The 25,330-nt window shown below is 69.1% G+C and carries 28 protein-coding genes; 13 read left to right on the top strand and 15 right to left on the bottom strand.

Annotated elements, in window-relative coordinates; genetic code table 11:
• Positions 1-48: 48 nt before the first annotated feature.
• On the bottom strand, positions 49-258 hold the full coding sequence (locus tag ACIOJD_RS08980; protein ID WP_401910064.1) for a DUF397 domain-containing protein: 210 nt from the start codon (positions 256-258) through the stop codon (positions 49-51).
• On the bottom strand, positions 255-1,073 hold the full coding sequence (locus ACIOJD_RS08975) for a Scr1 family TA system antitoxin-like transcriptional regulator (RefSeq protein WP_401910061.1): 819 nt from the start codon (positions 1,071-1,073) through the stop codon (positions 255-257). The genes ACIOJD_RS08980 and ACIOJD_RS08975 overlap by 4 nt, the downstream gene beginning before the upstream one ends.
• Positions 1,074-1,190: 117 nt before the next feature.
• Between ACIOJD_RS08975 and ACIOJD_RS08970 the strand changes: the two genes are divergently transcribed.
• The 3 genes from ACIOJD_RS08970 to ACIOJD_RS08960 all read left to right on the top strand — a co-directional run bounded on the left by ACIOJD_RS08970 (position 1,191) and on the right by ACIOJD_RS08960 (position 4,598).
• Entirely contained in the window at positions 1,191-1,373 is a 183-nt protein-coding gene (locus ACIOJD_RS08970; protein WP_401910059.1) for a hypothetical protein, read from the top strand.
• Entirely contained in the window at positions 1,370-1,627 is a 258-nt protein-coding gene (locus ACIOJD_RS08965) for a hypothetical protein (RefSeq protein ID WP_401910057.1), read from the top strand. The genes ACIOJD_RS08970 and ACIOJD_RS08965 overlap by 4 nt, the downstream gene beginning before the upstream one ends.
• A gap of 130 nt (positions 1,628-1,757) precedes the next feature.
• Positions 1,758-4,598: a TIR domain-containing protein gene (locus tag ACIOJD_RS08960; protein ID WP_401910054.1), complete on the top strand. Its 2,841-nt coding sequence runs from the start codon at positions 1,758-1,760 to the stop codon at positions 4,596-4,598.
• A 401-nt stretch (positions 4,599-4,999) separates the two neighbouring features.
• Here ACIOJD_RS08960 and ACIOJD_RS08955 read toward each other — a convergent pair whose 3' ends face one another.
• A complete protein-coding gene (locus ACIOJD_RS08955) occupies positions 5,000-5,191 on the bottom strand; it encodes a DUF1918 domain-containing protein (RefSeq protein WP_401910051.1) in 192 nt (63 codons plus the stop codon).
• 323 nt (positions 5,192-5,514) lie between these two features.
• On the opposite strand from ACIOJD_RS08955, the gene ACIOJD_RS08950 reads away from it, so the two are divergent.
• Positions 5,515-6,864 carry an MFS transporter gene (locus ACIOJD_RS08950; protein WP_401911651.1) on the top strand — a complete coding sequence of 450 codons (1,350 nt, stop codon included), beginning with the start codon at positions 5,515-5,517 and terminating at the stop codon, positions 6,862-6,864.
• A gap of 121 nt (positions 6,865-6,985) precedes the next feature.
• Here the strand turns inward: ACIOJD_RS08950 and ACIOJD_RS08945 are convergent, their stop codons facing one another.
• Positions 6,986-7,240, bottom strand: coding sequence for a DUF6243 family protein (locus tag ACIOJD_RS08945; RefSeq protein WP_401910049.1), 255 nt, complete (start codon positions 7,238-7,240; stop codon positions 6,986-6,988).
• Between the two features lie 321 nt (positions 7,241-7,561).
• On the opposite strand from ACIOJD_RS08945, the gene ACIOJD_RS08940 reads away from it, so the two are divergent.
• On the top strand, positions 7,562-8,584 hold the full coding sequence (locus ACIOJD_RS08940; RefSeq protein WP_401910046.1) for an aldo/keto reductase: 1,023 nt from the start codon (positions 7,562-7,564) through the stop codon (positions 8,582-8,584).
• Positions 8,585-8,708: 124 nt separating this feature from the next.
• Positions 8,709-9,293, top strand: a complete 585-nt coding sequence (locus tag ACIOJD_RS08935; protein WP_401910044.1) for a TetR/AcrR family transcriptional regulator — start codon at positions 8,709-8,711, stop codon at positions 9,291-9,293.
• A 100-nt stretch (positions 9,294-9,393) separates the two neighbouring features.
• On the opposite strand, the gene ACIOJD_RS08930 is transcribed toward ACIOJD_RS08935, so the two are convergent.
• Both ACIOJD_RS08930 and ACIOJD_RS08925 read right to left on the bottom strand, forming a co-directional pair.
• Positions 9,394-9,597 carry a hypothetical protein gene (locus ACIOJD_RS08930; protein WP_401910042.1) on the bottom strand — a complete coding sequence of 68 codons (204 nt, stop codon included), beginning with the start codon at positions 9,595-9,597 and terminating at the stop codon, positions 9,394-9,396.
• 91 nt (positions 9,598-9,688) lie between these two features.
• Entirely contained in the window at positions 9,689-11,071 is a 1,383-nt protein-coding gene (locus tag ACIOJD_RS08925; RefSeq protein WP_401910039.1) for a glycine--tRNA ligase, read from the bottom strand.
• Between the two features lie 144 nt (positions 11,072-11,215).
• On the opposite strand from ACIOJD_RS08925, the gene ACIOJD_RS08920 reads away from it, so the two are divergent.
• The 4 genes from ACIOJD_RS08920 to ACIOJD_RS08905 all read left to right on the top strand — a co-directional run bounded on the left by ACIOJD_RS08920 (position 11,216) and on the right by ACIOJD_RS08905 (position 14,568).
• Positions 11,216-12,199, top strand: a complete 984-nt coding sequence (locus ACIOJD_RS08920; RefSeq protein ID WP_401910036.1) for a metal ABC transporter solute-binding protein, Zn/Mn family — start codon at positions 11,216-11,218, stop codon at positions 12,197-12,199.
• A 185-nt stretch (positions 12,200-12,384) separates the two neighbouring features.
• A complete protein-coding gene (locus ACIOJD_RS08915; RefSeq protein ID WP_401911649.1) occupies positions 12,385-13,125 on the top strand; it encodes a metal ABC transporter ATP-binding protein in 741 nt (246 codons plus the stop codon).
• Between the two features lie 2 nt (positions 13,126-13,127).
• Positions 13,128-14,054 (top strand): metal ABC transporter permease, encoded by a 927-nt coding sequence (locus ACIOJD_RS08910; protein ID WP_401910033.1) that lies wholly within the window; start codon positions 13,128-13,130, stop codon positions 14,052-14,054.
• Positions 14,055-14,127: 73 nt separating this feature from the next.
• The gene (locus tag ACIOJD_RS08905) at positions 14,128-14,568 is read left to right on the top strand and encodes a Fur family transcriptional regulator (protein WP_401910031.1); all 441 of its coding nucleotides are present in this window, start codon (positions 14,128-14,130) and stop codon (positions 14,566-14,568) included.
• An 85-nt stretch (positions 14,569-14,653) separates the two neighbouring features.
• On the opposite strand, the gene ACIOJD_RS08900 is transcribed toward ACIOJD_RS08905, so the two are convergent.
• Both ACIOJD_RS08900 and recO read right to left on the bottom strand, forming a co-directional pair.
• Positions 14,654-15,490: an isoprenyl transferase gene (locus ACIOJD_RS08900; protein WP_401910028.1), complete on the bottom strand. Its 837-nt coding sequence runs from the start codon at positions 15,488-15,490 to the stop codon at positions 14,654-14,656.
• Between the two features lie 13 nt (positions 15,491-15,503).
• A complete protein-coding gene (recO, locus tag ACIOJD_RS08895; protein ID WP_401880928.1) occupies positions 15,504-16,253 on the bottom strand; it encodes a DNA repair protein RecO in 750 nt (249 codons plus the stop codon).
• Positions 16,254-16,438: 185 nt separating this feature from the next.
• On the opposite strand from recO, the gene ACIOJD_RS08890 reads away from it, so the two are divergent.
• Positions 16,439-17,110: a PepSY domain-containing protein gene (locus tag ACIOJD_RS08890; RefSeq protein ID WP_401910025.1), complete on the top strand. Its 672-nt coding sequence runs from the start codon at positions 16,439-16,441 to the stop codon at positions 17,108-17,110.
• A 124-nt stretch (positions 17,111-17,234) separates the two neighbouring features.
• Here the strand turns inward: ACIOJD_RS08890 and ACIOJD_RS08885 are convergent, their stop codons facing one another.
• Positions 17,235-17,930, bottom strand: a complete 696-nt coding sequence (locus ACIOJD_RS08885; protein ID WP_401910023.1) for a TerB family tellurite resistance protein — start codon at positions 17,928-17,930, stop codon at positions 17,235-17,237.
• Positions 17,931-18,084: 154 nt separating this feature from the next.
• Positions 18,085-19,845: a 2-isopropylmalate synthase gene (leuA, locus tag ACIOJD_RS08880; protein ID WP_401910020.1), complete on the bottom strand. Its 1,761-nt coding sequence runs from the start codon at positions 19,843-19,845 to the stop codon at positions 18,085-18,087.
• A 294-nt stretch (positions 19,846-20,139) separates the two neighbouring features.
• On the opposite strand from leuA, the gene ACIOJD_RS08875 reads away from it, so the two are divergent.
• Both ACIOJD_RS08875 and ACIOJD_RS08870 read left to right on the top strand, forming a co-directional pair.
• Positions 20,140-21,204: a M4 family metallopeptidase gene (locus ACIOJD_RS08875; protein WP_401910017.1), complete on the top strand. Its 1,065-nt coding sequence runs from the start codon at positions 20,140-20,142 to the stop codon at positions 21,202-21,204.
• Positions 21,205-21,276: 72 nt separating this feature from the next.
• Entirely contained in the window at positions 21,277-21,543 is a 267-nt protein-coding gene (locus ACIOJD_RS08870; RefSeq protein ID WP_401910014.1) for a protealysin inhibitor emfourin, read from the top strand.
• A 30-nt stretch (positions 21,544-21,573) separates the two neighbouring features.
• Here the strand turns inward: ACIOJD_RS08870 and era are convergent, their stop codons facing one another.
• The 5 genes from era to ybeY all read right to left on the bottom strand — a co-directional run bounded on the left by era (position 21,574) and on the right by ybeY (position 25,288).
• A complete protein-coding gene (gene era / locus ACIOJD_RS08865) occupies positions 21,574-22,524 on the bottom strand; it encodes a GTPase Era (protein ID WP_401910012.1) in 951 nt (316 codons plus the stop codon).
• 60 nt (positions 22,525-22,584) lie between these two features.
• The gene (locus ACIOJD_RS08860) at positions 22,585-22,950 is read right to left on the bottom strand and encodes a cytidine deaminase (protein WP_401910009.1); all 366 of its coding nucleotides are present in this window, start codon (positions 22,948-22,950) and stop codon (positions 22,585-22,587) included.
• 146 nt (positions 22,951-23,096) lie between these two features.
• Positions 23,097-23,456: an MmcQ/YjbR family DNA-binding protein gene (locus ACIOJD_RS08855; RefSeq protein WP_401910008.1), complete on the bottom strand. Its 360-nt coding sequence runs from the start codon at positions 23,454-23,456 to the stop codon at positions 23,097-23,099.
• A gap of 48 nt (positions 23,457-23,504) precedes the next feature.
• Positions 23,505-24,794 carry a hemolysin family protein gene (locus tag ACIOJD_RS08850; protein ID WP_401910005.1) on the bottom strand — a complete coding sequence of 430 codons (1,290 nt, stop codon included), beginning with the start codon at positions 24,792-24,794 and terminating at the stop codon, positions 23,505-23,507.
• Positions 24,791-25,288 (bottom strand): rRNA maturation RNase YbeY, encoded by a 498-nt coding sequence (gene ybeY, locus ACIOJD_RS08845; RefSeq protein WP_401880918.1) that lies wholly within the window; start codon positions 25,286-25,288, stop codon positions 24,791-24,793. The genes ACIOJD_RS08850 and ybeY overlap by 4 nt, the downstream gene beginning before the upstream one ends.
• Between the last annotated feature and the right edge of the window lie 42 nt (positions 25,289-25,330).

The following is a 25,330-nucleotide window of genomic DNA, read 5'->3' as shown; positions in this document are numbered from 1 at the left end:
ATTCCCGTGTGGCGGGAATTCCCGTACGGGAAGCTCTCCCGGCGCGGCTCAGGAGACGTCGAGGCCGCCACGTCGCAGGGCCCGCACGAAGGAGGCGAAGGCGTCGTGCGGGAAGGTGAGGTGCGGGCCGTGGGGGGCCTTGGAGTCACGGACGGGGACGACGCCGGTGAGGCCGTCGGCTATCTCGACGCAGTTCCCACCGTTGGTGCTGTAGCTGCTGCTCCGCCATACGGCAGTCAGGGTGTTGGCACACGTCATCGTTCCAGTCCTCCCAGGTGCGCGCCGATGAGGTCGGCGGACTCTTCGGGCGACAGAGCCACTGCCCTCAACAAATCATAGGCGTGCGAGGCTGCGGCGACCTCGTTCGCATCCAGGGCAGTTCGCCCCTGGGAGAAGCCGTCGACGTAAAGCACATCGGCCCCCTCATCGAAGCCCAGGACCGTGAACGGCCCGGCCAGACCCGCATGGGCGGGGACCGTGCACGGCACGACCTGGATCACACAACGCGGGTCGCGTCCCTGTTCGATGAGATGCTCCAGCTGAACACGCATCACCTCGGGTCCACCGATCAGGCGCCGCAGCGCGTTCTCGTCCATGACGAACCACGTCCGGGGCGGGACGTCCCGCTCGAACACCTCGTGCCGGGACATGCGGGCCGCGACGAGATCGTCAAGATTGTCCGGCCGGACGGCGCTGAGCATCGCGCGGGCGTAGTCCTCTGTCTGTAACAGCCCCGGGATGATCTGGCTCTCGAAGACCCGCATGACGACGGCTTCCCGCTCAAGTTCGACGAACGGCAGGAACCACGACGGGTACGCGTACTTGATCACCAGCGGATAGAGCCGCTTGAAGTGGCCGTCGGTACGGAACGCCGTGTCGAGATCCCGGGCCAAGTCCTCCGACGGCACCCGCCTCGCCGCCTCCACCTTGCTGATCAGCGACTGCGTCGTGTGCGCCCGCGAGGCCGCCTCCTCCTGGGAGACACCGCGCTCCGTACGAATGCGCCTCAACTCGCTGCCGAAGAAGGCCAGAAGCGAGGTGGTCGGATCAGGCGCGTCGGTCTCCACCGTCATCGGTGCTCCTCCTCATGCCAAGCGCCCTGTCATGGGCCGGTACCTGTTGCCCGTACTCGCGACGACCGAAGCTTGAACACAGACAGCGAGTACTCGATGACGGAAGGTACATCCCCGATGCGTGAACAAGCCACCGATACGCGGACCTACGACCCGGAAGAGCTGGCCGCCCTGGCATCACTGGTGGCCGCCGACGGCTTCTGGCGCTTGGCGCCCGAGTGGGTGCCCGTCCAGTTCGCCGTGCCCACGCGGGAGTTGGTGGAGCGCGTGGAGCGCGGGCTCAGGCGGCTGGCCGCATGACCGGGAGCGAGGTGCGCAAGCGCCTGTCCCTGCTCATCGCCACCTTCGGCTCGGACGGCGCCCTCGTCGTACCGAAGTCCGGCCTCGACGCGGACGGCGCGGACCTCGCCCCAGGGTCCGCGCTCAAGTGGCCGCCGTGCCAGTGCGGGAGCCGGAAGTGCCCGGACTACAAGACGCCGGGCGCGCCGTCCGCCGAAGAGCTGAGCGCGCGGGTGAAGGAGAGGAACAGGCGCAGCAGCAGGGGCGGGATGTGAGGGAGCGCTGCCGCACCGGACGGTGTCGGTGGCGGCCGGGGCGCTGAGCCTCTCCCGTGTGACGAACTCGTCATGCGACCCTACGAGTTACACAAGATCGCACAAGAGGTCGGGCGAGCTGGGGGCAGCCATGGAGCACGTACGCGACGCTTTTATCTCGTACAGCCACAAGCGTGACGTAGAACTGGCCCAGGGGCTCCAGCGCGGGCTGCAGCGGCTCGCCCGCCCCTGGACGCGCCGTCAGATGATCAGCGTGTTCCGGGACACCACCAGTCTCTCGGCCAACAGCGATCTCGGCGGATCCATCAAGAGGGAACTGGCCCGGTCCCGTTACTTCATCTACTTGGCCTCCCCCGAGGCCGCGGCATCACGCTGGGTCCGCGAAGAAATCGGCTACTGGGTCGCGAACCGTCCGATGGACCACTTCCTCATCGCGATCAGCTCCGGCTCGATCGCGTGGGACGCGGACTCCGGCGACTTCGACTGGTCCAGGACGACCGCATTGCCGCAGGACGCGCTCCGAAGCAAATTCAGCCGGGAACCCCTCTGGGTGAACCTCACCGACATTCGCAGGTCCGGGAAATTCTCCTTACGTGACGCCGAGTTCCGCGACGCCGTGGCCGCTCTCGCCGCCCCGCTTCACGGCATGGACAAGGACGCGCTGGAGAGTGAGGACCTCCGCCAGCACCGCTTGGCCACCCGTGTGCTCCGTAGCGCCGTAGCGGCCCTTTCCGTACTCCTGGTGACCTCCCTGGTCGCCGGCGTCGTCGCCTGGCAGCAGCGGGGAGAAGCCCTGGCTCGCGCACGTACGTCCGCTTCCCAGGCCCTGGCCGCCCGTGCTCTTGAGGTCGCCGCCTCCGATCCGCGCAAGGCCGCCCAGTTCGCGCTGTACGCGGAACAGGTCCAGCCGACCGGGGAGTCAACCGAAGCTCTGGCCCGCGCGATGACCGCCAACGAAGGCGTGTCACGGCACTTCGAAGCCGGCACGGACGCGGTGGCGGACTTCCGCGGTGCGGGTACGGTGCCCGCCTGCCGGGTGGCGATCAGCCCTGATGGCGGCACTTTCGCCTATTACGTGGACTTCGGTGAGGTGCACGTGTATGACGTGCGGTCCGGTCGGTCCCGGCCGAATCTGCCCACGAACGGGCCGCAGAACGGTGGCGTGCTCCAGTTCAGCGGGGACGGATCTCTGCTGGTGGTGGAGGCGGCCTACAACAAGATCGAGTTGTGGGACGTGGCTCGCTCAAAGCTGTTGCGGACGATCGACACCGGTGACGGCAAGAAGCTTTCCCGGGCCAACCAGAGGCTGAAAGGCTTCGCTCTGTCCAGGGACGGGAAGTGGCTGGCCGCGACCTACTACACCGCGGCGATGGACCGGCAGCACCTCGGTGTCTGGGACACGGCGACAGGGGACCCGGTTCACCAGGGGCCGGCCGAGTCGGACGACCTCACTCTCGCCTTCGACAGCTCCGACCGCCTTGTCACGTTGAGTGTCTCACCGAGCACCACACGGACCTACACCCCTGCCACGCGCACCTGGAGCGCACCACGAGAACTCCCCGCCCGCCCGGCTCAGGACCGCTACGTCGCGCTCTCCCCGGACGGTGACCGCGCCTACGTGGGAACGCCGAAGGGGAGCGACAAGGCCGAGCTGTGGGACTTGCTGAAAGGACAACGCGTCCTGGGCGAGATCGATGAACCTGTCCTGGCCGCCAGCTCGACCGGAACGTTCGCCCTCGCCCTGACGTCCGACGAACGCGACGGGATCGCGATGGCGGACGGCCAGGCTGTCACCCTGTACGACCCCGTACTGCACCGCCGCCGCACCCTTGGATCCTTCAGCTGGCCCATTCTCAGCATCGCCGCGTCCAGCGACGGGAAGTGGGTGGCCGCGGGCACCGAGAACGGGGCTGTGTCCCTCTTCTCCACGTCGAAGGAGCAGAGTCGCGAGAGCCTGCCGAACAAGGACCGGGTGAAGCCCGACGAACTGATCCCACCGGGGCGGATCGCACTGCGACGTGCCAAGAACAGCACAAGCCTGTGGAGAGTCACGGACGGCCCCTCCGGGATGCTGCGGCTCGGGCGCATCCCCCGAAGTGTCAGCACGGAGGAGCCGGTGGTCGCCGCGAATGCAGACGGCACCCGCGTCGCGCTCGTCCAGGACGGGGATTTGACACTCTGGAATCCGCGTACCGGCAGCCAGGTGGGCCCCGGCAAGACCTTCGCCGAGCAGGACTCCGGCGACCGCAACCGCCGCACCCTTCTCTTCATGCCGGACACCATGCATCTCGTCGTGGCAGTCAACGGCCGCCTGCTCCTGCTCGACACCCGAACCTGGGAAACCCGCCAGGACCTGGGCGAGTTCGACACCTTCGCGGACAGCGCGGACATCAGCGGGGACGGAAGCACGCTGGCCGCTCTCGTCGCCGGCGAAGCGATCATGTGGCGCTGGACCGAGGACAGTCGCCTGAAGCAGGTACGCAAGAGCACGTTGAATGTGGACGCCGATTCCATCAATGTCAGCCACGGTGGGGAGAAGGCTGTCGTCATCGACAAGGACCAGGTCATCTCGGTCGTGGACGTGGACACCGGCCGGATCGCCAAGAGTTCGGGCGGACTGCAGTACGGCGGCAACGATGTGGTGTTCAGCAAGGATGTGCGGCTCCTGGTTCAGCGCACCTCCAGCAGCTCGGAGTCAGGGATCCAGTTCTGGGACCCGGCCTCCGGGGATGCCCTCGGCAGTTGGAACGTCCCGTCCTGGAGCAGCGGTGACCGCGATACCACACGGCTGCTGGCCGGGCCGGGCGGAAAAGTTCTCTCGCTCACCCCGGACGGAACTTTCGCCCGCCATGCCGTCGGCGTCGCCGCGTGGCGCTCAGCCCTCTGTGATCTCGTCCCGGACCCGCTTCCGAGTGCCGAATACGACCGCTATCTGGAGGACTTGAAGACGAGCGCCCCCTGTGGCGGTTAGGGTCTTTCGTTTGGATCAGGCCGGATCAGGGAGCGGGGTCTGGTGCCGTGGATCGCAAGGCGGAGGAGTGAGGCGACGCGGAGCGTCGTGGAGTGACGACAACGCGGCGAGGCGCGGTGCCGGGGCACGCGAGCCCGGCAAGATCCAAACGAGAGGCCCTAGGTCCTCCGGCCGAAGGAGGCGCGAGCAGCGAGGGGCAGCGAGACCCGGGACCACTTCGACGGCGTCCGCCTGACATGCCGTTACGTCGAGGTCGGCGTGTCCGATCTGCATGCCAACTCCACGGGACACCCGAGCACTCCCTCCGACATCGGCCACGACTTCCACATCGGCCCTGCCGTCTGGTCGACGGCGTCCCTGTGGGCGCGCGATATCGGAGGGTGCATCCGTGACCGCCGGCGTCAGTGCTTACGACGCGTCTCCACCGCCGTGTCGGGGCCGGGCGAGACGATCGACTCGTGGCCGTCCTCGGCCCGCACCCGGAAGGGCGGCGTACCGTTCGGTCCCAGTACCTCCACGACTTCCACGACCCGGTCCTGCTTGCCCACGACCCTGCCGTGCATCACCAGACGGTCGCCCTTGCTTGCTTTCATCCGCACTCCCACGTCAACACGTCACTTGAGCACCCGATGGTCACTCGACGTAATCGCGAGTGTACGGAACAGCGCGATCGGTGGCACCTCGGGGGCGCAGGCCATTGCCGGGTAGTCCGTGTACCAGGATAAGGACACTCTGGTACCAGGCTCAGTGATGGACGACCGTGGACGCCGTGAGTACAGCATCGACGTCCACGACGTCTTCCACCGCTGCCGGGGCCACCGGCAGGACCGGCCCCGACGGGACCGGCGCCTCCGGCGGCGGCTCGCCCGTCGTCCATGACCACGGGGCCGCCCTCGGCACGCTCGGCCTGTTCACCGTGCTGCTCGGGGCGGCACTGCCCCTGATCGACTTCTTCATCGTCAATGTCGCCCTGCCGACCATCGACCACGACCTGGCCGCCGGGCCGGCGCTGCTGGAACTGGTCGTCGCCGGGTACGGGCTCTCGTACGCCGTACTGCTCGTCCTCGGCGGGCGGCTCGGGGACATGTTCGGGCGGCGCCGGCTCTTCCTGGTCGGCATGGCGGCATTCGGACTCACTTCGCTCGCCTGCGGCCTCGCGCCGACCGCCTGGACGCTCGTCGGGGCGCGGGTCGCACAAGGGGCCGCCGCCGCGCTGATGCTGCCGCAGGTGCTGGCCACCATCCAGGCCGCGACGGCCGGACCGCGCCGCGCGAAGGCGCTGAGTCTGTACGGCGCCACGGCCGGGCTGTCGATGGTGGCGGGCCAGATCCTGGGCGGTGTACTGGTCTCCGCCGACATCGCCGGGAGCGGCTGGCGGGCGATCTTCCTGGTGAATGTGCCGGTCGCGCTGGTGGGTCTGTTCCTGGCGTTCCGTTCGGTGCCCGAGACCCGCTCCGAGCGGCCCGCACCCATCGACGTACCGGGGACGCTGCTGCTGGGCGTCGCGCTGATCACGCTGCTGGCGCCGCTCACGGAGGGCCGGGCGGCCGGCTGGCCGGTGTGGACCTGGGTCTCGCTCGCGGCCTTCCCCGTCGCGGCGCACGCCTTCCTCCGGGTGGAACGGCGGGCCGACCGGCAGGGCCGGACCCCGCTCGTACCGCCGAGTCTGTTCGCGCTGGTTTCGCTGCGGCGCGGACTCGCGCTGGTGGTGCCGTTCTCGATCGGCTTCGGCGGCTTCATGTTCGTGATCGCGGTCGCGCTCCAACAGGGCCTGCGCATGGGCCCGGTGGCGGCCGGATTCGCGTTGGTGCCGATGGCCGTGGCGTTCTTCGCCGCGTCACTGGCGGGGCCTCGCCTCGTACGGCGCCACGGCAGCCTCGTCGTGACGGCCGGCGCGGTGGTGCAGGCCGTCGGTGTCGTGCTGCTGGCGCTCACCGTATGGCGTGACTGGCCGTCGGTCGGCATGCTCGACCTGCTGCCGGGAGTGGCCCTGGCCGGTCTCGGCCAAGGGCTCCAACTGCCCGTCTTCTTCCGGATCGTGCTCTCCGACATACCGGCCGAACGGGCCGGGGTGGGCGGCGGCGTGATGGTGACGACCCAGCAGTCCGCGCTGGCGCTGGGAGTGGCGACGCTGGGCTCGCTCTTCCTGGCTCTGGAGGCCTCGGCGGGGATGCGGGACGCGCTGACCGTCACGCTGCTCGCGCAGTTGGCCACGGTCGTCCTGACGGCGCTGCTCAGTCTTCGACTGCCGCGTTCGGTCACCTGACGGTGCGTCACAACCGGCCGCCCGAGGATCTCCCTGCCGGGTGGCAGACCATGAGATGGGCCCGGATCACGTCGGTGATCCGGGCCCGTGTCGCATGTTTCTACGGGGAGTTGGCGCTACGTCAGCTCTGCGTCGCGGCCCCGTCCGACGCCTGGGCCGCGCCGTTGTCGCCGGCCGTGTCGGTTGCCTCGGTCGCGCTGTCCTGTCGGCCCTGCCCGGCCGCGCGCTCACGCATCTTGCGCAGCAGTTCCTGCTTCTGGTCGGTGGCGACCTTGCGGTCGGCCTCGCGGGCGGTGGGGTTTCCTTGCCGGTCGGCGCGGGACAGCTTCTTGCGCTGTCCACCCACGCCGAGAAGGTTGTTGCGGCTCTTTGCCACGGGGTTCTCCCGATGTGATGAGAAGTGATCTTCGGATTCGTCGGTGGGGGGCGGGTCGTCGCCGCCGCGCTCTCACTCGTAGATCTGGAAGAACATGCCCGTGACGCTACCACCGGGCGGGGGCGGGGCGTTACGCATTTTTCCGGCGCCGCCATGTATTCGATGACAGATATTGAAATCTGTCATCGGTCATGTCATGGTTGTTGCATGAGGCTCAGACGTCGGTCCGGGTCCGGCCCCTGACCGACGTCGCACACGCACCGACAACGCATCGAAAACCGCACCGAGAACCGCACCGAGAACGCACCGGAGGAATCCCGCATGACCCCCATCCCCGCTCTCCCCACCCGCCCCCTCGGCACCACCGGCCCCCAGGTCTCCGCGTTGGGCCTCGGCTGCATGAGCATGTCCGGGATGTACGGAGACTCCGACCGGGCCGAATCCGTCGCCACCATCCACGCCGCCCTCGAAGCGGGCGTCACCCTGCTCGACACCGGTGACTTCTACGGAATGGGGCACAACGAGCTGCTGATCAACGAAGCGCTGGGCAAGGCACCCTCGGACCTTCGCGAACGGGCCCTCACCAGCGTCAAGTTCGGCGCCCTGCGCGACCCGGACAACGGGTGGCACGGCAACGACGGCCGTCCCGCCTCCGTGAAGAACTTCGCCACGTACTCCCTCCAGCGCCTCGGCACCGACCACATCGACATCTACCGGATCGCCCGGGTCGACCCCGACGTCCCGATCGAGGAGACCGTCGGCGCCATCGCCGAGCTGGTCCAGGCCGGCCATGTGCGCCACATCGGTCTCTCCGAGGTCGGGGCCGCGACCATCCGCCGGGCGGCAGCCGTCGCCCCGATCGCGGACCTCCAGATCGAGTACTCCCTGATCTCGCGCGGGATCGAGGCAGAGATCCTGCCGACGCTCCGCGAACTGGGCATCGGCATCACCGCGTACGGCGTGCTCGGACGCGGGCTGATCAGCGGCCACTTCGCCCGCGACCGCGAGTTGGCGCCGGGCGACTTCCGCGCGGCGAGCCCCCGTTTCCAGGGAGAGAACCTCCAGCACAATCTCGGGCTGGTCGATGCCCTGCGCGAGATCGCCGAGCGCAAGGGCGTCACGGTCGCGCAGCTGGCCGTCGCCTGGATGCTGTCCCGGGGCGACGACATCGTGCCGCTGATCGGGGCCCGCCGCCGCGACCGGCTGACCGAGGCCCTCGGCGCCCTCGACATCACGCTGGACGCCGACGACCTGGCCAGCATCGAGCGGGCCGTACCGGCCGACGCGGCCGTCGGAGACCGCTACCCGGCCGCCCAGATGGCCCACCTGGACAGCGAGCACTGACCGTGGCCGGGAGTCACGGGGAGCGGATACCCGCCGCCACGGCTCGACCGTGGGCCCGCCAGACCTGACGGGTAGTGTCGTCTGCCGTGTCCCCTCGCACGCACCACGAAAGGCCGGACATCCCATGGCCGCCGAGACCCTGACCGCCGAGCGCATCCTCGAAGCCACCGAGGAGGTGCTGCGCCGCTACGGACCGGCGAAGGCCACGGTCGTCGATGTGGCGCGGGTGCTGGGCGTCAGCCACGGCACGGTCTACCGGCACTTCCGTACGAAGGCGGCGCTGCGCGAGGCGGTCACCACACGCTGGCTGCGGCGTACGGAGATCATCCTGGAGCGGATCACCGACGAGGGGACCGGACCCGGGCCGGAGAAGCTGCACGAATGGCTGCTGGCGCTGTTCGACACCAAGCGGCACAAGGCGGGTGACGATCCCGAGCTGTTCGCCACGTTCTCCGTGCTCACCGGGGAGAACAGCAGTGCGGTCGAGGCCCATCTGGCGGAGCTGACGGGGCAGCTCACGCGGATCGTCGAAGAGGGCGTGCGGGCGGGCGAGTTCGTGGCTCAGGACCCGGCTAGCGCAGCCGGGGCGGTGTTCGCCGCCACCGCGCGCTTTCACGACCCGGCGTACGCCGGGGACTGGCAGAAGCCCACGATCGACGCCGAGTTCACCGCCGTGTCCGATCTGCTGGTGCGCGGCCTCCGCGCCTGAGACGGGCGTGAGGAGGTACGGCCGACGGCTCTCCGAGCCGTACCGCGTCAGCCCCTTCAGCCTTTGAGCCGCCTCAACCGCCTCAGCCCTTCCGGCCTCCTCAGCCGCCGGGGTTCACCGTCGCCTGATGCGCTTCGGTGAGATGTTCCTCGGCCTTGAGCCACGGCAGGAACTGCGCGTTCTTGCGCCAGCCGCAGGTGTCGCAGACCAACGACCGCTGCACACCCGCCTTCTGGACACGTACGACATGCTCACGGCCGTGCTGATCCCACCGGTTGACCTTGCTGGTGGTCGTGGACGGCATCCGTTCCTCCTGTTGGCGTCTGCGCACAGTGTGCGTCGAAGCCCCCGGTTCCGGTGCGGAACCGAGGGCTTCGACCCACGAACGTAATGTGTCAGCAGCCGATCAGCCGGCCACCCAGGTAGCTCTGGATCTGGTCCAGCGAGACCCGCTCCTGCTTCATCGTGTCGCGCTCACGCACGGTCACCGCGTTGTCGTCGAGGGTGTCGAAGTCGACAGTGATGCAGAACGGGGTGCCGATCTCGTCCTGGCGGCGGTAGCGGCGGCCGATGGCACCGGCGTCGTCGAACTCGATGTTCCAGTTGCGCCGCAGGTCGGTGGCGAGGCCCTTGGCCTTCGGCGAGAGCTGCGGGTTGCGGGAGAGCGGCAGGACCGCGACCTTGACCGGCGCGAGGCGCGGGTCGAGACGCATCACGGTGCGCTTCTCCATGACGCCCTTGGCGTTGGGCGCCTCGTCCTCGACGTAGGCGTCGAGAAGGAAGGCCAGCATCGCGCGGCCGACACCGGCGGCCGGCTCGATGACGTAAGGGGTCCAGCGCTCGCCGGCCTCCTGGTCGAAGTACGACAGGTCGTGGCCGGACGCCTTGGAGTGCGCGGAGAGGTCGTAGTCGGTGCGGTTGGCCACACCTTCCAGCTCGCCCCACTCGCTGCCGCCGAACTGGAAGCGGTACTCGATGTCGGCGGTGCGCTTCGAGTAGTGCGAGAGCTTCTCGGCCGGGTGGTCGTACCAGCGCATGTTCTCCTCACGGAGACCCAGGTCGCGGTACCAGTTCCAGCGCTGCTCCATCCAGTATTCCTGCCACTGCTCGTCCTCGCCCGGCTTGACGAAGAACTCCATCTCCATCTGCTCGAACTCGCGGGTGCGGAAGATGAAGTTGCCCGGAGTGATCTCGTTCCGGAAGGACTTGCCCATCTGCGCGATGCCGAACGGCGGCTTCTTGCGCGACGTCTGCTGCACCTGGGCGAAGTTGGTGAAAATGCCCTGCGCGGTCTCGGGGCGCAGGTAGGCGACGGACCCGGAGTCCTGGGTCGGACCGAGGTGCGTGGAGAGCAGCCCGGAGAACTGCTTGGGCTCGGTGAAGGTGCCCTTGTTACCGCAGTTGGGGCAGTTCAGCTCGGCGAGGCCGTTCGCGGGGGCCTTGCCGTGCTTCGCCTCGTACGCCTCCTCCAGGTGGTCCGCGCGGAACCGCTTGTGGCAGGAGGTGCACTCGGTGAGCGGGTCGGTGAAGGTCGCGACATGGCCGGACGCCTCCCAGACCTCCGTGGCCAGGATCACCGACGAGTCGAGACCGACAACGTCCTCGCGCGAGGTGACCATGTAACGCCACCACTGACGCTTGAGGTTTTCCTTCAGCTCGACTCCGAGCGGCCCGTAGTCCCAGGCGGCCCGCTGACCGCCGTAGATCTCACTGCACGGGTAGACGAAGCCACGGCGCTTGCTCAGGTTGACGATGCTGTCGATCTTGTCGGCGGCCACGTTGCTCTCTTCATTACGACGACGACGAACGGCGAATGCTTCAGATTAGCGGCGGCCGCACCCCTTGGATCAAATCGGTGCGGGGTAAGAGACCTCCCTGGCTCTTGTTGACAACCGTTTCCACTTTTGTTGAAAATGAGTGTCATGAACGTACGACGTCTGATACCCACCGCCACCATCGCCGGAGCGGTCGCTCTCGGCCTGGTGGCGCTGTCCGCCTGCTCCTCCTCCGACGCCTCCGGAGGCGCGGGGAGCGACGGCAAGCTCGCGGTGACCGCGTCGTTCTACCCCATGCAGTACCTGGCCCAGCAGATCGGCGGCGACCATGTCGACGTCTCCACCCTGACCAAGCCGGGCGTCGAACCGCACGACCTGGAACTCAAGCCGCGGCAGACCGCGCAGCTCGGTGAAGCGGACGTCATCGTCTACCTCAAGGGCATCCAGCCCTCCGTGGACAAGGCCATCGCCCAGTCCGGCGTGGAGAACACCGTCGACGCGGCCTCCCTCACCAAACTGGAGAAGCACGGCACCGAGGTCGGCCACGCGCACGAGGGCGGCGAGCACGGCCACGAGGCCGAGGGCGGGGACGAGGCCAGCGGCCTGAACGGCGCCGACCCGCACATCTGGCTCGACCCGGTGAAGTACGCCGAGGTCGCCAAGGGCGTCGGCGCCTCCCTGTCGCAGGCCGATCCGGACCACGCCGCCACGTACAAGAAGAACACCGCGGCGCTGGTCAAGAAGCTCGACGCCCTGAACAGCGAGTTCCGGCAGGGCCTCGCCGACACCGGCACCAAGACCTTCATCACCACCCACGCCGCGTTCGGCTACCTCGCCGAGCGTTACGGTCTGGAGCAGGAGGCCATCGCCGGTATCGACCCCGAGGCGGAGCCCAGCCCCGCCCGGGTCAAGGAACTGGAGACCATCGCGAAGCGCGACAAGGTCAGCACCGTATTCTTCGAGACACTCGCCAGCGACAAGACCGCCAAGACCCTCGCGGGGGACTCCGGACTCAAGACCGATGTCCTGGACCCGCTGGAGGGAATCACGGACAAGTCCAAGGGCGATGACTACCTACAGGTCATGCGGTCCAACCTCACCGCGCTCCAGAAAGCACTTGGCGCGAAATGAACCAGCCGGCAGCAGTATCGGAGGCGCCCGACATGGCGACGGTGGAGAGCGGGGACTCGGCGGACAGCGGTCCGCGAGCGGCTGAGCACGCCGAGCGCTCCGCGCGGGCCGGGAGCGCCCCGGAAGCCGCAGCCACGACGGAGACCGCCGCCGCGCGGCCGGAGGGCTCCGCCCCCGTCATCTCCATGCGTGGGGCCACCGCGACCCTCGGTTCGCGCCCCGTACTGCGCGGCATCGATCTCACCGTGCACCCCGGCGAGGTCGTCGCCCTGCTCGGCGCCAACGGCTCGGGCAAGTCCACCGCCGTACGCTCCGTGATCGGGCAGATACCCCTCACACATGGCGAGATATCACTGTTCTCGACCCCGCTGCGCCGCTTCCGGGACTGGGCGCGCGTCGGTTACGTACCGCAGCGCACGACCGCCGCGAGCGGAGTGCCCGCGACCGTCCGCGAGGTCGTCTCCTCCGGCCGGCTGTCCCGCGGCAGGCTGCTCCCGCCCTCCAAGGCCGACCGTGCGGCCGTCGAGCGGGCCATCGACCTGGTGGGGCTCACGGACCGCGCCAAGGACTCCGTGGGCGCCCTCTCCGGCGGCCAGCACCAGCGGGTACTGATCGCCAGGGCGCTCGCCTCCGAGCCCGAACTGCTGATCATGGACGAGCCGATGGCGGGCGTCGACCTGGCCAGCCAGGAGATCCTGGCGGCGACCCTGCGCGAACAGGTCGCGGCCGGTACGACCGTTCTGCTCGTCCTCCATGAACTGGGCCCGCTGGAACCGCTGATCGACCGCGCGGTGGTGCTGCGCGACGGCTGTGTGACCCACGACGGGCCGCCGACCCGGGCCGTCGGCCAGCACGCCCTGCCCGGCCACGACCACGTCCACCCCCACGCGGCCGGCGAGCCGCTCCGTACAGGACTGCTGACCTGACCATGGAAATCCTCCAGACCGCCTTTATGCAGCGCGCGCTGATCGCGGCCGTACTGGTCGGCGTCACCGCCCCCGCCGTCGGCATCTACCTCGTCCAGCGCCGCCAGGCGCTGATGGGCGACGGCATCGGCCATGTCGCGATGACCGGGGTGGGCCTGGGCTTTCTGCTCTCGGTCAGCCCCGTGTGGATCGCGACCCTGGTCTCGGTCGCCGGCGCCATCACGATGGAACTGATCCGCGCCTACGGCCGTACGCGCGGTGACATCGCGCTGGCGATGCTCTTCTACGGCGGCATGGCGGGCGGTGTCCTGCTGATCAATCTCGCGCCGAACGGCTCGAACGCCAACCTCAGTTCGTACCTCTTCGGTTCTCTGTCGACGGTCTCGCCGGAGGATGTGACCGCGATCTCGGTACTCGCCGCGTTCGTGGTGCTGGTCACGGTGGGGCTGCGGCGGCAGCTGTTCGCGGTCAGTCAGGACGAGGAGTTCGCCCGGGTCACCGGGCTGCCGGTGCGCGCGCTGAACCTGCTGATCGCGGTCACCGCGGCGGTCACGGTCACCGTCGCCATGCGGGTGGTGGGACTGCTGCTGGTCAGCGCGTTGATGGTGGTGCCGGTGGCGGCGGCCCAGCAGATCACCCGGTCGTTCGCGGTGACCTTCGTGCTGGCCGTGGTGATCGGTACGGCCGTGACGCTGGCCGGGACGGTCACCTCGTACTACCAGGACGTGCCGCCCGGCGCGACGATCGTACTGATCGCGATCGGTGTCTTCGTGCTGCTCACCGCCCTCGCCACTCCCCTGGCCAGGCGCCGGGCCCGCGCGTTGCGGGCGGCGCGGGAGCCGGACGCGGATGCGGCGGGGGACGCGTGCGGAGCCGCCGTACGAGAGGTGCCCGGCGCCCGGCGGCCCGCCGACGACGTTCCGGTCTGACCCCGAGCTGGCAGAATGGCCCGTTGGAAGCGGGCAACGCCCGAGAGACACGGGCAAAGGCAAGGAGACACCTGTGACGACTGCGCCCAGTGGTGGATCAAGTGCGGCCCCCGTGCGCGGCCGATCGACCCGCCAGCGCGCCGCGGTGGCGGCCGCGCTCGACGAGGTGGACGAGTTCCGTAGCGCGCAGGAGCTCCACGACATGCTCAAGCACCGGGGTGACTCGGTGGGCCTGACCACGGTCTACCGCACCCTGCAGACTCTCGCCGACGCGGGTGAGGTCGACGTCCTGCGGACGAACGACGGCGAGTCCGTCTACCGGCGCTGCTCGACCGGCGAACACCATCACCATCTGGTGTGCCGGGTCTGCGGAAAGGCCGTCGAGGTCGAGGGACCCGCGGTGGAGCAGTGGGCGGAGACGATCGCCGCGCAGCACGGCTATGTGAACGTGGCGCACACGGTGGAGATCTTCGGCACGTGCGAGTCGTGCGCGGCGAGAGCCGAGAAGAACTAGGCCCTGTCGGGTCGATCTTCGCCGGACAGGCCCCCTCGGCGCCGGACGGGCTCACGCTCAGCCCGTCCGGCGCCGACGACACCGTTCAGGCCTGCTGAGCCTCTGCTTCCCCCGCCTCGCCCTCGTTGGGCAGCGCCCCGCCGAAGCGCCGGTCCCTGGAGGCGTATTCCAGGCAGGCCCGCCACAGATCACGGCGGTCGAAGTCCGGCCACAGCACGTCCTGGAAGACCATCTCCGCGTAACTGCTCTGCCAGATCAGGTAGTTGGACGTGCGCTGCTCACCGCTGGGGCGCAGGAACAGGTCCACGTCCGGCATGTCCGGGTAGTACAGGTACTTGGCGAACGTCTTCTCGTTGACCTTGGACGGGTCGAGCTTGCCGGACGCCACATCGGCCGCGAGCGCCTGTGCCGCGTCCGCGATCTCGGCGCGGCCACCGTAATTGACGCAGAAGTAGAGCGTCATGGCGTCGTTGTCCTTGGTCTGCTCCTGTGCGACCTGGAGCTCCTGGACGACCGACTTCCACATCTTGGGCATCCGGCCGACCCAGCGGATCCGGATTCCCAGCTCGTCCATCTCGTCGCGGCGGCGGCGGATGACATCGCGGTTGAAGTTCATCAGGAAGCGCACCTCGTCGGGCGTGCGCTTCCAGTTCTCGGTGGAGAAGGCGTACAGGGAGAGGTTTTTGACACCCATCTCCAGGCAGCCCTTGAGCACATCGAGGACGACGCCCTCGCCCACCTTGTGACCCTCGGTGCGCGGCAGCCCGCGCTCCTTGGCCCAGCGGCCGTTCCCGTCCATGACGCATGCCACATGCTTCGGCACGAGTTCGCCGGGGATCTTCGGCGGAACGGCACCGGACGGGTGCGGTTCCGGGGTCTTGTACTCGCGGCGGGAACGTCCCAGGATTCCGCGTCGTGCCATGCGCTCTTGTCTCCTAATTCTTCTCTACGTACCTGAGCGAGCGCAGCCCGCGCTCCAGATGCCAGTGCAGATAGGCGGACACCAGCCCGCTGCCCTCCCTGACGTGCCGCGCCTCGCACGCGTCAGCGGTCTCCCAGTCGCCGGTCAGCAGCGCGCTGAGCAGCTGGACGGCCTCCGCCGAGGGTACGACGCTGCCGGGCACCCGGCAGTCGCCGCAGACCACTCCGCCCGACCCGACCGAAAAGAAGCGGTTGGGGCCGTGGAGTCCGCATTTGGCACAGTCGTCGAAGCTCGGCGCGTAGCCGTTGACGGCGAGGGAACGCAACAGAAAGGCGTCCAGGATCAGATGGGGGGCGTGCTCTCCGCGGGCGAGCGTGCGCAGCCCGCCGACGAGGAGCAGATACTGCTGGACGGCCGGCTCGCCCTCGTGGTCGGTGAAGCGCTCGGCGGTCTCCAGCATGGCGGTGCCCGCGGTGTAGCGGGCGTAGTCGGCGACGATGCCGCCACCGTACGGAGCGATGGTCTCGCTCTGGGTGCACAGCGGCAGTCCGCGCCCGATGAGTTCGCTGCCGCGCGCGAAGAACTGCACATCGACATGCGAGAACGGTTCCAGCCGCGCCCCGAACTTGGACTTGGTCCGTCGCACTCCGCGGGCGACGGCGCGGACACGGCCATGGCCGCGGGTCAGAAGCGTGATGATGCGGTCGGCCTCACCGAGCTTCTGGGTGCGCAGCACGATGCCGTCGTCCCGGAACAGACTCATGGACTTCATTGTCCCGCATGGCCGCAGGCCTCATCGCACAGCCCTTTCGCGCCCCTTTCAGGTTCCTTCAGGTTCCTTCAGCGGGGCTTCAGGTTCGGTTCGGCAGTGTTGCGGTTGTCGGAAGGCGCACGGAGCCCCCGGCGAAAGCACCTGGCAGGACCGCAACCATCTGGAGGATCGCCGTCATGAAGGCCACCATCAAGCGCACGTTCAGCAACCGCCGCCGCGTCACCGCCGCCGCCGTCGCGGCCGCCGCGCTGCTCGGCACCGTGGGCGCCACCGCCGCCTTCGCGGACGGGTCCGACGACGGCGGCCGGGACGTGAGCTCGTCGGTGCGAATCACGGAGAACCGCGAACTGGACGACACGGCCAGGGACCTCGCGCTGGTGAAGGCCGCCAAGATCGGTGAGAGCGAGGCGGCGAGCGCGGCGCTGAAGGCCGTCCCGGGCACGGTCACCTCGGCCGGCCTGGACGACGCGGACCGTGACGGCTCGGTGATCTGGGAGGTCGACGTCCTCGGCGAGGACGGCAAGAACCACGACGTGACCGTGGACGCCGGAAACGGCGAGGTGCTGCGGCAGCACATCGACAACGACGACGACACCGCCGAGGACCGGGCACTGGTGAAGGCCGACCGCGTCGGCCGGGACGGCGCCACGCACCAGGCCCTCCAGGCCGTCCCCGGGACCGTCACCTCGGTCGAACTGGACGACAGGGACAGCGGTTCGGTGGTCTGGGGGATAGACGTCCTCGGCAAGGACCGCGAAAGCCACGACGTGACCGTGGACGCCGGCAGCGGCAAGGTCCTCGACCAGCACGTCGACCACGACGACAACGACAGCGGCGACGACAGCTGACGTCCTCTCCCCCACCCCCCACACGGCGTCCCGCCCCACCCTCGCACGGGGGGCGGGACGCCGGACGCGTACGCCCGTGGGCGGGACGCCGGACGCCCAAGCCGTGGGCGGGACCGCGGCAGCCTCAGGACGGCGTGCCCGACGCCGCCAGCAGCAGCCTCTCCCTGTCGTCCGAGCAGAGCCGCAGCGCGCCGCCGACGATGCTGAGCACCTCGCGCTCCGCCGGGCTGTACGGCCCGTCGGCCACGGCGATCCTGGCGCCCTGCAACAGGACCGACTCCCGCCCCGCCGGGGCCAGATGCGGGGCCAGTGGCTCCAGCGCCTCGTGCAGCTCGATGGCGAGCGCCGCACCGCACGGGCCCGGTTCGACGATGAACCTGCCGGTGTCGGCGGCCAGCGCCTCGACCAGGTCCGTCAGCCGGTCCTCCGTGCAGTCCTCGAACCCCGCCGACCGGACGATGTCGACAGCGGTCTCCCGGACCGCACGGGAAGAGATGCCACCGGCCGCGAGGACGGCGAGCGCGACCGTATGGACCGCGTCGCGCAGCATCGCCGAGAAGCGGACCGTGGTCGGGTGGTCGAGGACATCCATGCCGAAGTGGGCGTGGCAGGCCGCGCATTCGGCGACGGGCCCGGCGAGGCCGCGCGAGAGCAGCGGGACGCCGAGCACGGTGAAGCGCCGACGGCCGGTGCGGCGGCGGTAGTTGCGGTCACCGCCACAGTCGGGGCAGAAGAACTCCCCGTCGCCGACGGTGTTCCACGACGTATGAATGCCGCAGACGCGCACTTTTCGGCCGCTTGATCCTTGAGCTGGCAGCACGTCGCGCACCTCCGTAACGCTCCGGCAACATTGCCGCGTTGACGTGATGTTAGCCACATCACGTGGGTGCCGTCAGCACCACGGCGTGAGCTCGCCATGACATGGCTGAACCCCGCCCTCCGGGTCCGGTGAGCGGGGTTCGTGAAATATCAGGTCAGCGGGTCGCGCGGTTCACCGCGGAGATGACCGCTTTGAGTGACGCGCGGGTGGTGTTCGGGTCGATTCCGATGCCCCACAGCACCTTTCCGTCGACCGCGCACTCGATGTACGAAGCGGCCTGCGCGCTCGCGCCCTCGCTCATGGTGTGCTCCTGGTAGTCCAGCAGCCGGGCATCCACCCCGACCGTGGCCAGGGCCTCGAAGAAGGCCGAGATCGGACCGTTGCCGGTACCGGTCAGTACGGTCTCCGCACCGTCCACGACGGCCTGGACGGTGAGCGTGTCCTTGCCGTCCGTGTCCGTCGTGGTCTGCCCGGAGCGCAGCTGCACCCGGCCCCAGGAATTGTCCGGGTTGGGCAGGTATTCGTCCTGGAAGACCGACCAGATCTGGGCGGGCGTGACCTCGCCGCCCTCGGCGTCGGTCTTGGCCTGAATGATCCGGGAGAACTCGATCTGCATCCGGCGCGGCAGGTCCAGTTTGTGGTCGTTGTTCAGGACGTACGCGATACCGCCCTTGCCGGACTGCGAGTTGACCCGGATGACCGCCTCGTACGAACGGCCCACGTCCTTCGGGTCGATCGGCAGATACGGCACGGCCCACTCGGTCTCGTCGACCGATTTGCCCTGCGCGGCGGCGTCGGCCTCGCGCGCGTCGAAGCCCTTCTTGATGGCGTCCTGGTGGGAGCCGGAGAAGGAGGTATAGACCAGATCGCCCGCGTAGGGGTGGCGCGGGTGGATCTCCATCTGGTTGCAGTACTCGCTCGTACGACGGATCTCGTCGATCTGCGAGAAGTCGATCTGCGGGTCGACGCCCTGCGAGAAGAGGTTCATGCCCAGTGTCACCAGGTCGACATTGCCGGTGCGCTCGCCCTGTCCGAACAGGCAGCCCTCGATACGGTCGGCACCGGCCATGATCGCCAGCTCGGCGGCGGCGACGGCCGTACCGCGGTCGTTGTGCGGGTGCACGGACAGGCAGACGTGCTCACGGCGGGACAGGTTGCGGGACATCCACTCGAACCGGTCCGCGTGCGTGGACGGCGTCGAACGCTCCACGGTGGCGGGCAGGTTGAGGATGATCTCGCGGCCGGCCTCGGGCTGCCAGACGTCCATGACGGCCTCGCAGACCTCCAGGGCGAAGTCCAGCTCGGTGTCGGTGAAGATCTCCGGGCTGTACTGGTAGCCGAAGCTGGTCTCGGGGCCCAGGATCTTCTCCGCGTACTCCATCACCAGCCGCGTACCGTCCACCGCGATCTGCTTGACCTGCTCCTTCGTGCCGCGGAAGACGACACGCCGGAAGGTGGGGGCGGTGGCGTTGTAGAGGTGGACCGTCGCGCGGTTGGCGCCCTTCAGCGCCTCGATCGTGCGCTCGATCAGCTCCTCGCGCGCCTGGGTCAGGACGGAGATCGTCACGTCGTCGGGGATCGCGCCCTCTTCGATGATCGACCGTACGAACGCGAAGTCGGTCTCGCCGGAGGCCGGGAAGCCGACCTCGATCTCCTTGTAGCCCATGCGCACCAGCAGGTCGAACATCTCGCGCTTGCGGGCCGGCGACATGGGGTCGATCAGCGCCTGGTTGCCGTCGCGCAGATCGGTGGAGAGCCAGCGGGGAGCGGTGGTGATCCGATTGTCGGGCCAGGTGCGGTCCGCGATGTCCACGGCTTCGTAGCGGCCGTATTTGTGGATCGGCATCCCGGAGGGCTTCTGGGTGTGGGTCGCGTTGGTGATGGGGGTGGGGCGACCGACAGGAGAATCAGACATTTGCGTGGGGCTCCTCGTATTCCGCTGAGACGGCCGACGGGGCGGGACTACCGCAACACCAGACTCCGCGGGGAGGGGGTCGGCCTACGACTACAGGCCCTCGCCGCGGCAGCTAAGGAGAAGCAGCCCGAAACGCATGATGCCTAGCAGCGTAACCGAGTCGCACCGACCACGCGGATCCGTATCAGCATGCGGAATCGGCGAGGTAATCACGGAACGCCAACAGATCACTCCATTTCAGGAATTCCGGCCGCATTCAGTGACAGCGTGATGACGGACTGCCACCGTTTCTCCATGGACGCCATCAATTCCGTTTTCTGCACCATCGTGCCGCCCCATGTTCTCGACAAGCTCGCGCAGGCCGAGAATCCGGCCCTGTCCGAGTCCGCCCGCCGCACCTTGGAGGCGGACGCCGCCCGGCGTACCCGCCGTCAGCTGGTCATGGCCCGGACGGCCGCCGCCCCGGACGGCGAGCGCGCGGAGAAGGCCACCGGAAAGCCCCACCGCACCATTCACGACTGCGAGCACCGCACCGCCCTGCCGGGCACGAAAGTCCGCGACGAGGGCGGGGATCCCGGCCAGGACGCGACCGTCAACCGCGCGTACAGCGGACTCGGCGCCACCTTCGAGCTGCTGCTGACGGCGTACGGCCGCGATTCGCTCGACGGCGCCGGGCTGCCGCTGATCGCGAGCGTCCACTACGACAAGAAGTACGGGAACGCGTTCTGGGACGGCGAGCAGATGGTCTTCGGGGACGGGGACGGGGAGATCTTCCTCGACTTCACGCTCCCGGTCGACGTGATCGGCCATGAGCTGGCCCACGGCCTCACGCAGTACACGGCCAACCTCAGCTACTACGGGCAGCCGGGCGCGCTGAACGAGTCGGTGTCGGACGTCTTCGGCTCGCTGGTCAAGCAGTACACCCTCGACCAGACCGCCGAGCAGGCCGACTGGCTGATCGGCGCGGGCCTGCTCGCCCCGGGCGTCACCGGGGTCGCCCTGCGCTCCATGAAGGCGCCGGGCACGGCCTACGACGACGATGTCCTCGGCAAGGACCCGCAGCCGGCGACCATGGACGACTTCGTCCGTACGGGCCGTGACAACGGCGGGGTGCACATCAACTCGGGCATCCCCAACCACGCGTTCTACCTGCTCGCCATCCAGCTCGGGGGCAAGGCCTGGGAGAAGGCGGGGCAGATCTGGTTCGACGTGCTGACCGGCGGTGAGCTGGCGATCGACGCGAGCTTCGCGGACTTCGCCAAGCTGACGGTCAAAGCGGCGCGGGCCCGGTTCGGGGATGGTACGGAGCTGGAGGCCGTGACCAAGGCGTGGTCGACGGTCGGGGTCCCGACGGCATGACACGTGGGACAGGCGGTGCTCTCACCCAAGGGGCCCTTACGCCGCAGGCCGTCACGGACTAGACAGGAACCCATGCTCATCCAGGTACGGCGCACCGGCGGTTTCGCGGGCATCGAGCGCGTGGCCGAGGTCGACACCTCGGCCCTGCCCGATGCCCCTGTGTGGCACGAGCTGGCAGAGAGGGCCCTGGCCGACGGCCAGGGCCCCCGGCCGACGGGGGTGCGGGACGGCTTCTCGTACGAGATCACCGTCGACGGCCGTACGCTCCACTGCTCGGATCCACGGCTGTCCGAGGCCCAGCGCGCCCTGATCTCGCACGTCCTGAAGGAGGGAGCCTAGGAACAGGACCGAGAGGCGAAGCGGAGACGCTCAGAAACCGAGTTTGCGCAGCTGCTTCGGGTCGCGCTGCCAGTCCTTGGCGACCTTGACGTGCAGGTCGAGGAAGACCGGCGTGCCCAGGAGCGCCTCGATGTGCTTGCGGGACTTCGTCCCGACCTCCTTGAGCCGCTTGCCCTTCGGGCCGATGATGATGCCCTTCTGACTGGGCCGCTCGATATAGACATTGGCGTGGATGTCGAGCAGCGGCTTGTCGGCCGGGCGGTCCTCGCGCGGGAGCATCTCCTCGACCACGACCGCGATCGAGTGCGGCAGTTCGTCCCGTACGCCTTCGAGCGCGGCCTCACGGATCAGCTCGGCCACCATGACCTGCTCGGGCTCGTCGGTGAGGTCGCCCTCCGGGTAGAGCGGCGGGCTCTCCGGGAGCAGCGGGACCAGCAGGTCCGCGAGCAGCCCGACCTGCTGGTCGCCGACCGCCGAGACCGGGACGATCTCCGCCCATTCCAGGCCCAGTTCCTTGCCGAGCTGGTCGATCGCGATCAGTTGCTCGGCAAGCGCCTTGGAGTCGACCAGGTCGGTCTTGGTGACGACGGCGACCTTCGGCGTCTTCTTGATCGCGGCCAGTTCCTTGGCGATGAACCGGTCGCCGGGGCCGAGCTTCTGGTCGGCGGGCAGGCAGAAGCCGATCACGTCGACCTCGGCCCAGGTGGTCCGTACGACATCGTTCAGACGCTCACCGAGCAGCGTGCGCGGCTTGTGGAGACCCGGGGTGTCCACCAGGATCAGCTGCGCCTCGGGCCGGTGCACGATGCCGCGCACGGTGTGCCGGGTGGTCTGCGGCCGGTTGGAGGTGATGGCCACCTTCTGGCCGACCAGAGCGTTCGTGAGGGTGGACTTGCCCGCGTTGGGGCGACCGACGAAGCAGGCGAAGCCGGCCCGGTGGGGGGCTTCGGCTGTCTCGGGAAGGGAGGTACGAGCGCTCATGGCGCCCATTCTCCCCGATCGTTCACCCCCCGCCGACCAGATGGTCCCCGGTGTCCGCCGTCAGCCGGCCGTGACGGTCGCGCGAAGCGCGCCGTCGGGGCCCGCCAGCAGGACCGGGGTCCGCACCCCGCCCAGATCGCGCACGGCGGCACGGTCCTCGTCCGACACGCCCTCCGCGCCGGTGACGACGGCCGCCGCCTCCAGCGAGGTGGCGCCGCTTGCCACGGCCATCGCGACCGCCGTGCGCAGCGCGCTGAGCTTGAGGGAGTCCAGCTCCACGGTGCCCGCGACGTACGTACGCCCGGTCTCGTCCCGCACCGCAGCGCCCTCCGGTACGCCGTTACGGGCACGAGCGCTGCGGGCCAGGGTGATGATCTTGCGGTCCTCGGGATCGAGGCCGGTGCCGGGGTCGGTGCTCTGAGTCATGTGCCGAGCATATTCAGCGAGCAGGGAAGCACCACGGACGGGCCCTGCCCGCGGCTCGGGCCTGGCGGGAGCGCGGAGCGCGGTAGGCGCCCCGCTGAACGCGGCCCGGCCACTCGCGGTGGCCGGACCAGGCCCAGGCCCTCCGTCTACGGCCGGTCCAGGCGGAGTCGTTCCGCCTTCGGCAGGCCCGCCGCCACCAGGTCGTACGAGTCCTCGATCAGCTCCCGCACCATGCGTGCGGGGAGCGGGCCGACCGTCACCGTGTTCCAGTGGCGCTTGTTGAGGTGCCAGCCCGGGACGATCTCCGGGTGGGCCTCCCGCAGTCGGACCGCCTCGTCGGGGTCGCATTTCAGGGAGACCTTCAGGGGCTCCTCCTCCAGCGCGCAGATCGCGAAGATCTTGGCCCCCACCCGGAAGACCGTGACTCCGGGGCTGCGGGGGAACGGGATGTCCTCGGACGTCCCGTTGAGCCCCAGGCAGCAGGCCCGCAGGTCCGCAGGTGTCATACGGTCCTCAGCTCCGCCGGTGTCATACCGCCCTCGGCCCCGCCGGTGTCATGACGCCGTCGCCTCCTCGCGCACCGGTTCCGCGAGGACCGTGACGATCTTGTTCCGGCGGCCGGCCGGGGACTCGGCCGTCAGGCGCAGGTGCCGGCCGTCGGGCAGTTCGACCTCGGCGCTGGCGCCGGCGATCGGGACCCGGCCCAGGGCCTTCGCGAGCAGGCCGCCGACCGTTTCCACGTCCTCGTCGTCGTACTCGTCGAGCCCGAACAGCTCCCCGAGGTCGCCGACGTCCAGCCGGGCCGTGACCCGGTAGGAGCCGTCGCCGAGTTCCTCGACCGGGGGCAGTTCACGGTCGTACTCGTCGGTGATCTCGCCGACGATCTCCTCCAGGATGTCCTCGATCGTGACGATGCCGGCCGTGCCGCCGTACTCGTCGATGACGACCGCGACATGGCTGCGCTCCTGCTGCATCTCGCGCAGCAGGTCGCCCGCGTTCTTCGTGTCGGGCACGAAGGCGGCCGGGCGCATCGCCGTGGAGACCAGCTCGGACTCGGAGTCCCGGTTGATGTGGGTCTTCCTGACCAGGTCCTTGAGGTAGACGATGCCGACGATGTCGTCTTCGTTCTCCCCGGTCACCGGGATCCGGGAGAAGCCGGAGCGCAGGGCCAGCGTGAGCGCCTGACGGATCGTCTTGTAGCGCTCGATGCAGACCAGGTCGGTGCGCGGGACCATCACCTCCCGTACGAGGGTGTCGCCCAGCTCGAAGACGGAGTGCACCATCCGGCGCTCGTCGTCCTCGATCAGGGACTCCTGCTCGGCGAGGTCGACCATCGCCCGCAGCTCGGCCTCGCTGGCGAACGGTCCCTTGCGAAACCCCTTGCCGGGCGTGAGGGCGTTGCCGAGCAGGATCAGCAGCTGCGGGATCGGGCCCATGATCCTGGCGAGCGGCAGCAGCACGTACGCCGAGGCCGTCGCCGTGTTCAGCGGGTGCTGACGGCCGATGGTCCGGGGCGAGACGCCCACCGCGACGTAGGAGACCAGGACCATCACACCGATCGCGACGACCAGCGCCGCCCAGGTCTGCCGGAACTCCTCCAGGCAGACGTACGTGACCAGCACTCCGGCCGCCATCTCGCAGGCGACCCGCACCAGCAGGGCCACATTCAGATAGCGCGTCGGGTCGGTGGCGATCCGCTCCAGCTTGGCCGCGCCCCGGCGCCCGGACCGTACGGCCTCGGCCGCCCGGAAACTGGTGACCCGGGCCAGGCCCGCCTCGGCGCACGCCGCCAGCCAGGCCACCACGACCAGGGCGACCGCGCCGACGATCAGTTGCGCGGTCACGAGACGGTCGGCGCGGGCGACGGGCCCGTGAGCCCCTGCTCGGTCCGCCAGCCGTCCACGATCGCCGCCTGAAGACCGAACATCTCGGCCTTCTCGTCCGGCACCTCGTGGTCGTACCCGAGGAGGTGCAGCACACCGTGGACGGTGAGGAGCTGGAGCTCCTCGTCCATGGTGTGCTGCGTCGGGGCTTCCTCGCCCTGCTTCTTGGCGACCTCCGGGCAGAGCACGATGTCACCGAGGAGTCCCTGCGGGGGCTCCTCGTCGTCCTTGACCGGCGGACGCAGCTCGTCCATCGGGAAGGACATGACATCCGTCGGACCCGGCAGGTCCATCCACTGGATGTGCAGCTGCTCCATGGCGGCTTCGTCCACGACGATCACCGAGAGCTCGGAGAGCGGGTGGATGCGCATCCGGGTGAGCGCGTAGCGGGCGACATCGAGAATCGCCTGCTCGTCGACCTCGGTCCCTGACTCGTTGTTGACGTCGATCGACATGGTGCGCTCTTGCTCTCCTGCTCTCGGTTTCGCGGCTCGGTC

The sequence above is a fragment of the Streptomyces sp. NPDC088116 genome (genome assembly GCF_044741745.1).
Lineage (GTDB): Bacteria > Actinomycetota > Actinomycetes > Streptomycetales > Streptomycetaceae > Streptomyces.
The sequence above is the reverse complement of the archived record's forward strand: the minus strand, read 5'-3'. Positions and strand labels throughout refer to the sequence as shown.

What these genes read in the sequence shown, in the direction of transcription:
- recO (WP_401880928.1), bottom strand. Translation starts at nt 16,253, where the DNA reads ATGAGTCTGTTCCGGGACGACGGCATCGTGCTGCGCACCCAGAAGCTC.
- era (WP_401910012.1), bottom strand. Translation starts at nt 22,524, where the DNA reads ATGAGCGCTCGTACCTCCCTTCCCGAGACAGCCGAAGCCCCCCACCGG.
- ACIOJD_RS08890 (WP_401910025.1), top strand. Translation starts at nt 16,439, where the DNA reads ATGAAGGCCACCATCAAGCGCACGTTCAGCAACCGCCGCCGCGTCACC.
- leuA (WP_401910020.1), bottom strand. Translation starts at nt 19,845, where the DNA reads ATGTCTGATTCTCCTGTCGGTCGCCCCACCCCCATCACCAACGCGACC.
- ACIOJD_RS08970 (WP_401910059.1), top strand. Translation starts at nt 1,191, where the DNA reads ATGCGTGAACAAGCCACCGATACGCGGACCTACGACCCGGAAGAGCTG.
- ACIOJD_RS08955 (WP_401910051.1), bottom strand. Translation starts at nt 5,191, where the DNA reads ATGAAAGCAAGCAAGGGCGACCGTCTGGTGATGCACGGCAGGGTCGTG.
- ACIOJD_RS08940 (WP_401910046.1), top strand. Translation starts at nt 7,562, where the DNA reads ATGACCCCCATCCCCGCTCTCCCCACCCGCCCCCTCGGCACCACCGGC.
- ACIOJD_RS08910 (WP_401910033.1), top strand. Translation starts at nt 13,128, where the DNA reads ATGGAAATCCTCCAGACCGCCTTTATGCAGCGCGCGCTGATCGCGGCC.
- ACIOJD_RS08855 (WP_401910008.1), bottom strand. Translation starts at nt 23,456, where the DNA reads ATGACACCTGCGGACCTGCGGGCCTGCTGCCTGGGGCTCAACGGGACG.
- ACIOJD_RS08875 (WP_401910017.1), top strand. Translation starts at nt 20,140, where the DNA reads ATGGACGCCATCAATTCCGTTTTCTGCACCATCGTGCCGCCCCATGTT.
- ACIOJD_RS08920 (WP_401910036.1), top strand. Translation starts at nt 11,216, where the DNA reads ATGAACGTACGACGTCTGATACCCACCGCCACCATCGCCGGAGCGGTC.
- ACIOJD_RS08935 (WP_401910044.1), top strand. Translation starts at nt 8,709, where the DNA reads ATGGCCGCCGAGACCCTGACCGCCGAGCGCATCCTCGAAGCCACCGAG.
- ACIOJD_RS08930 (WP_401910042.1), bottom strand. Translation starts at nt 9,597, where the DNA reads ATGCCGTCCACGACCACCAGCAAGGTCAACCGGTGGGATCAGCACGGC.
- ACIOJD_RS08975 (WP_401910061.1), bottom strand. Translation starts at nt 1,073, where the DNA reads ATGACGGTGGAGACCGACGCGCCTGATCCGACCACCTCGCTTCTGGCC.
- ACIOJD_RS08980 (WP_401910064.1), bottom strand. Translation starts at nt 258, where the DNA reads ATGACGTGTGCCAACACCCTGACTGCCGTATGGCGGAGCAGCAGCTAC.
- ACIOJD_RS08870 (WP_401910014.1), top strand. Translation starts at nt 21,277, where the DNA reads ATGCTCATCCAGGTACGGCGCACCGGCGGTTTCGCGGGCATCGAGCGC.
- ybeY (WP_401880918.1), bottom strand. Translation starts at nt 25,288, where the DNA reads ATGTCGATCGACGTCAACAACGAGTCAGGGACCGAGGTCGACGAGCAG.
- ACIOJD_RS08915 (WP_401911649.1), top strand. Translation starts at nt 12,385, where the DNA reads ATGCGTGGGGCCACCGCGACCCTCGGTTCGCGCCCCGTACTGCGCGGC.
- ACIOJD_RS08860 (WP_401910009.1), bottom strand. Translation starts at nt 22,950, where the DNA reads ATGACTCAGAGCACCGACCCCGGCACCGGCCTCGATCCCGAGGACCGC.
- ACIOJD_RS08965 (WP_401910057.1), top strand. Translation starts at nt 1,370, where the DNA reads ATGACCGGGAGCGAGGTGCGCAAGCGCCTGTCCCTGCTCATCGCCACC.
- ACIOJD_RS08900 (WP_401910028.1), bottom strand. Translation starts at nt 15,490, where the DNA reads ATGGCACGACGCGGAATCCTGGGACGTTCCCGCCGCGAGTACAAGACC.
- ACIOJD_RS08960 (WP_401910054.1), top strand. Translation starts at nt 1,758, where the DNA reads ATGGAGCACGTACGCGACGCTTTTATCTCGTACAGCCACAAGCGTGAC.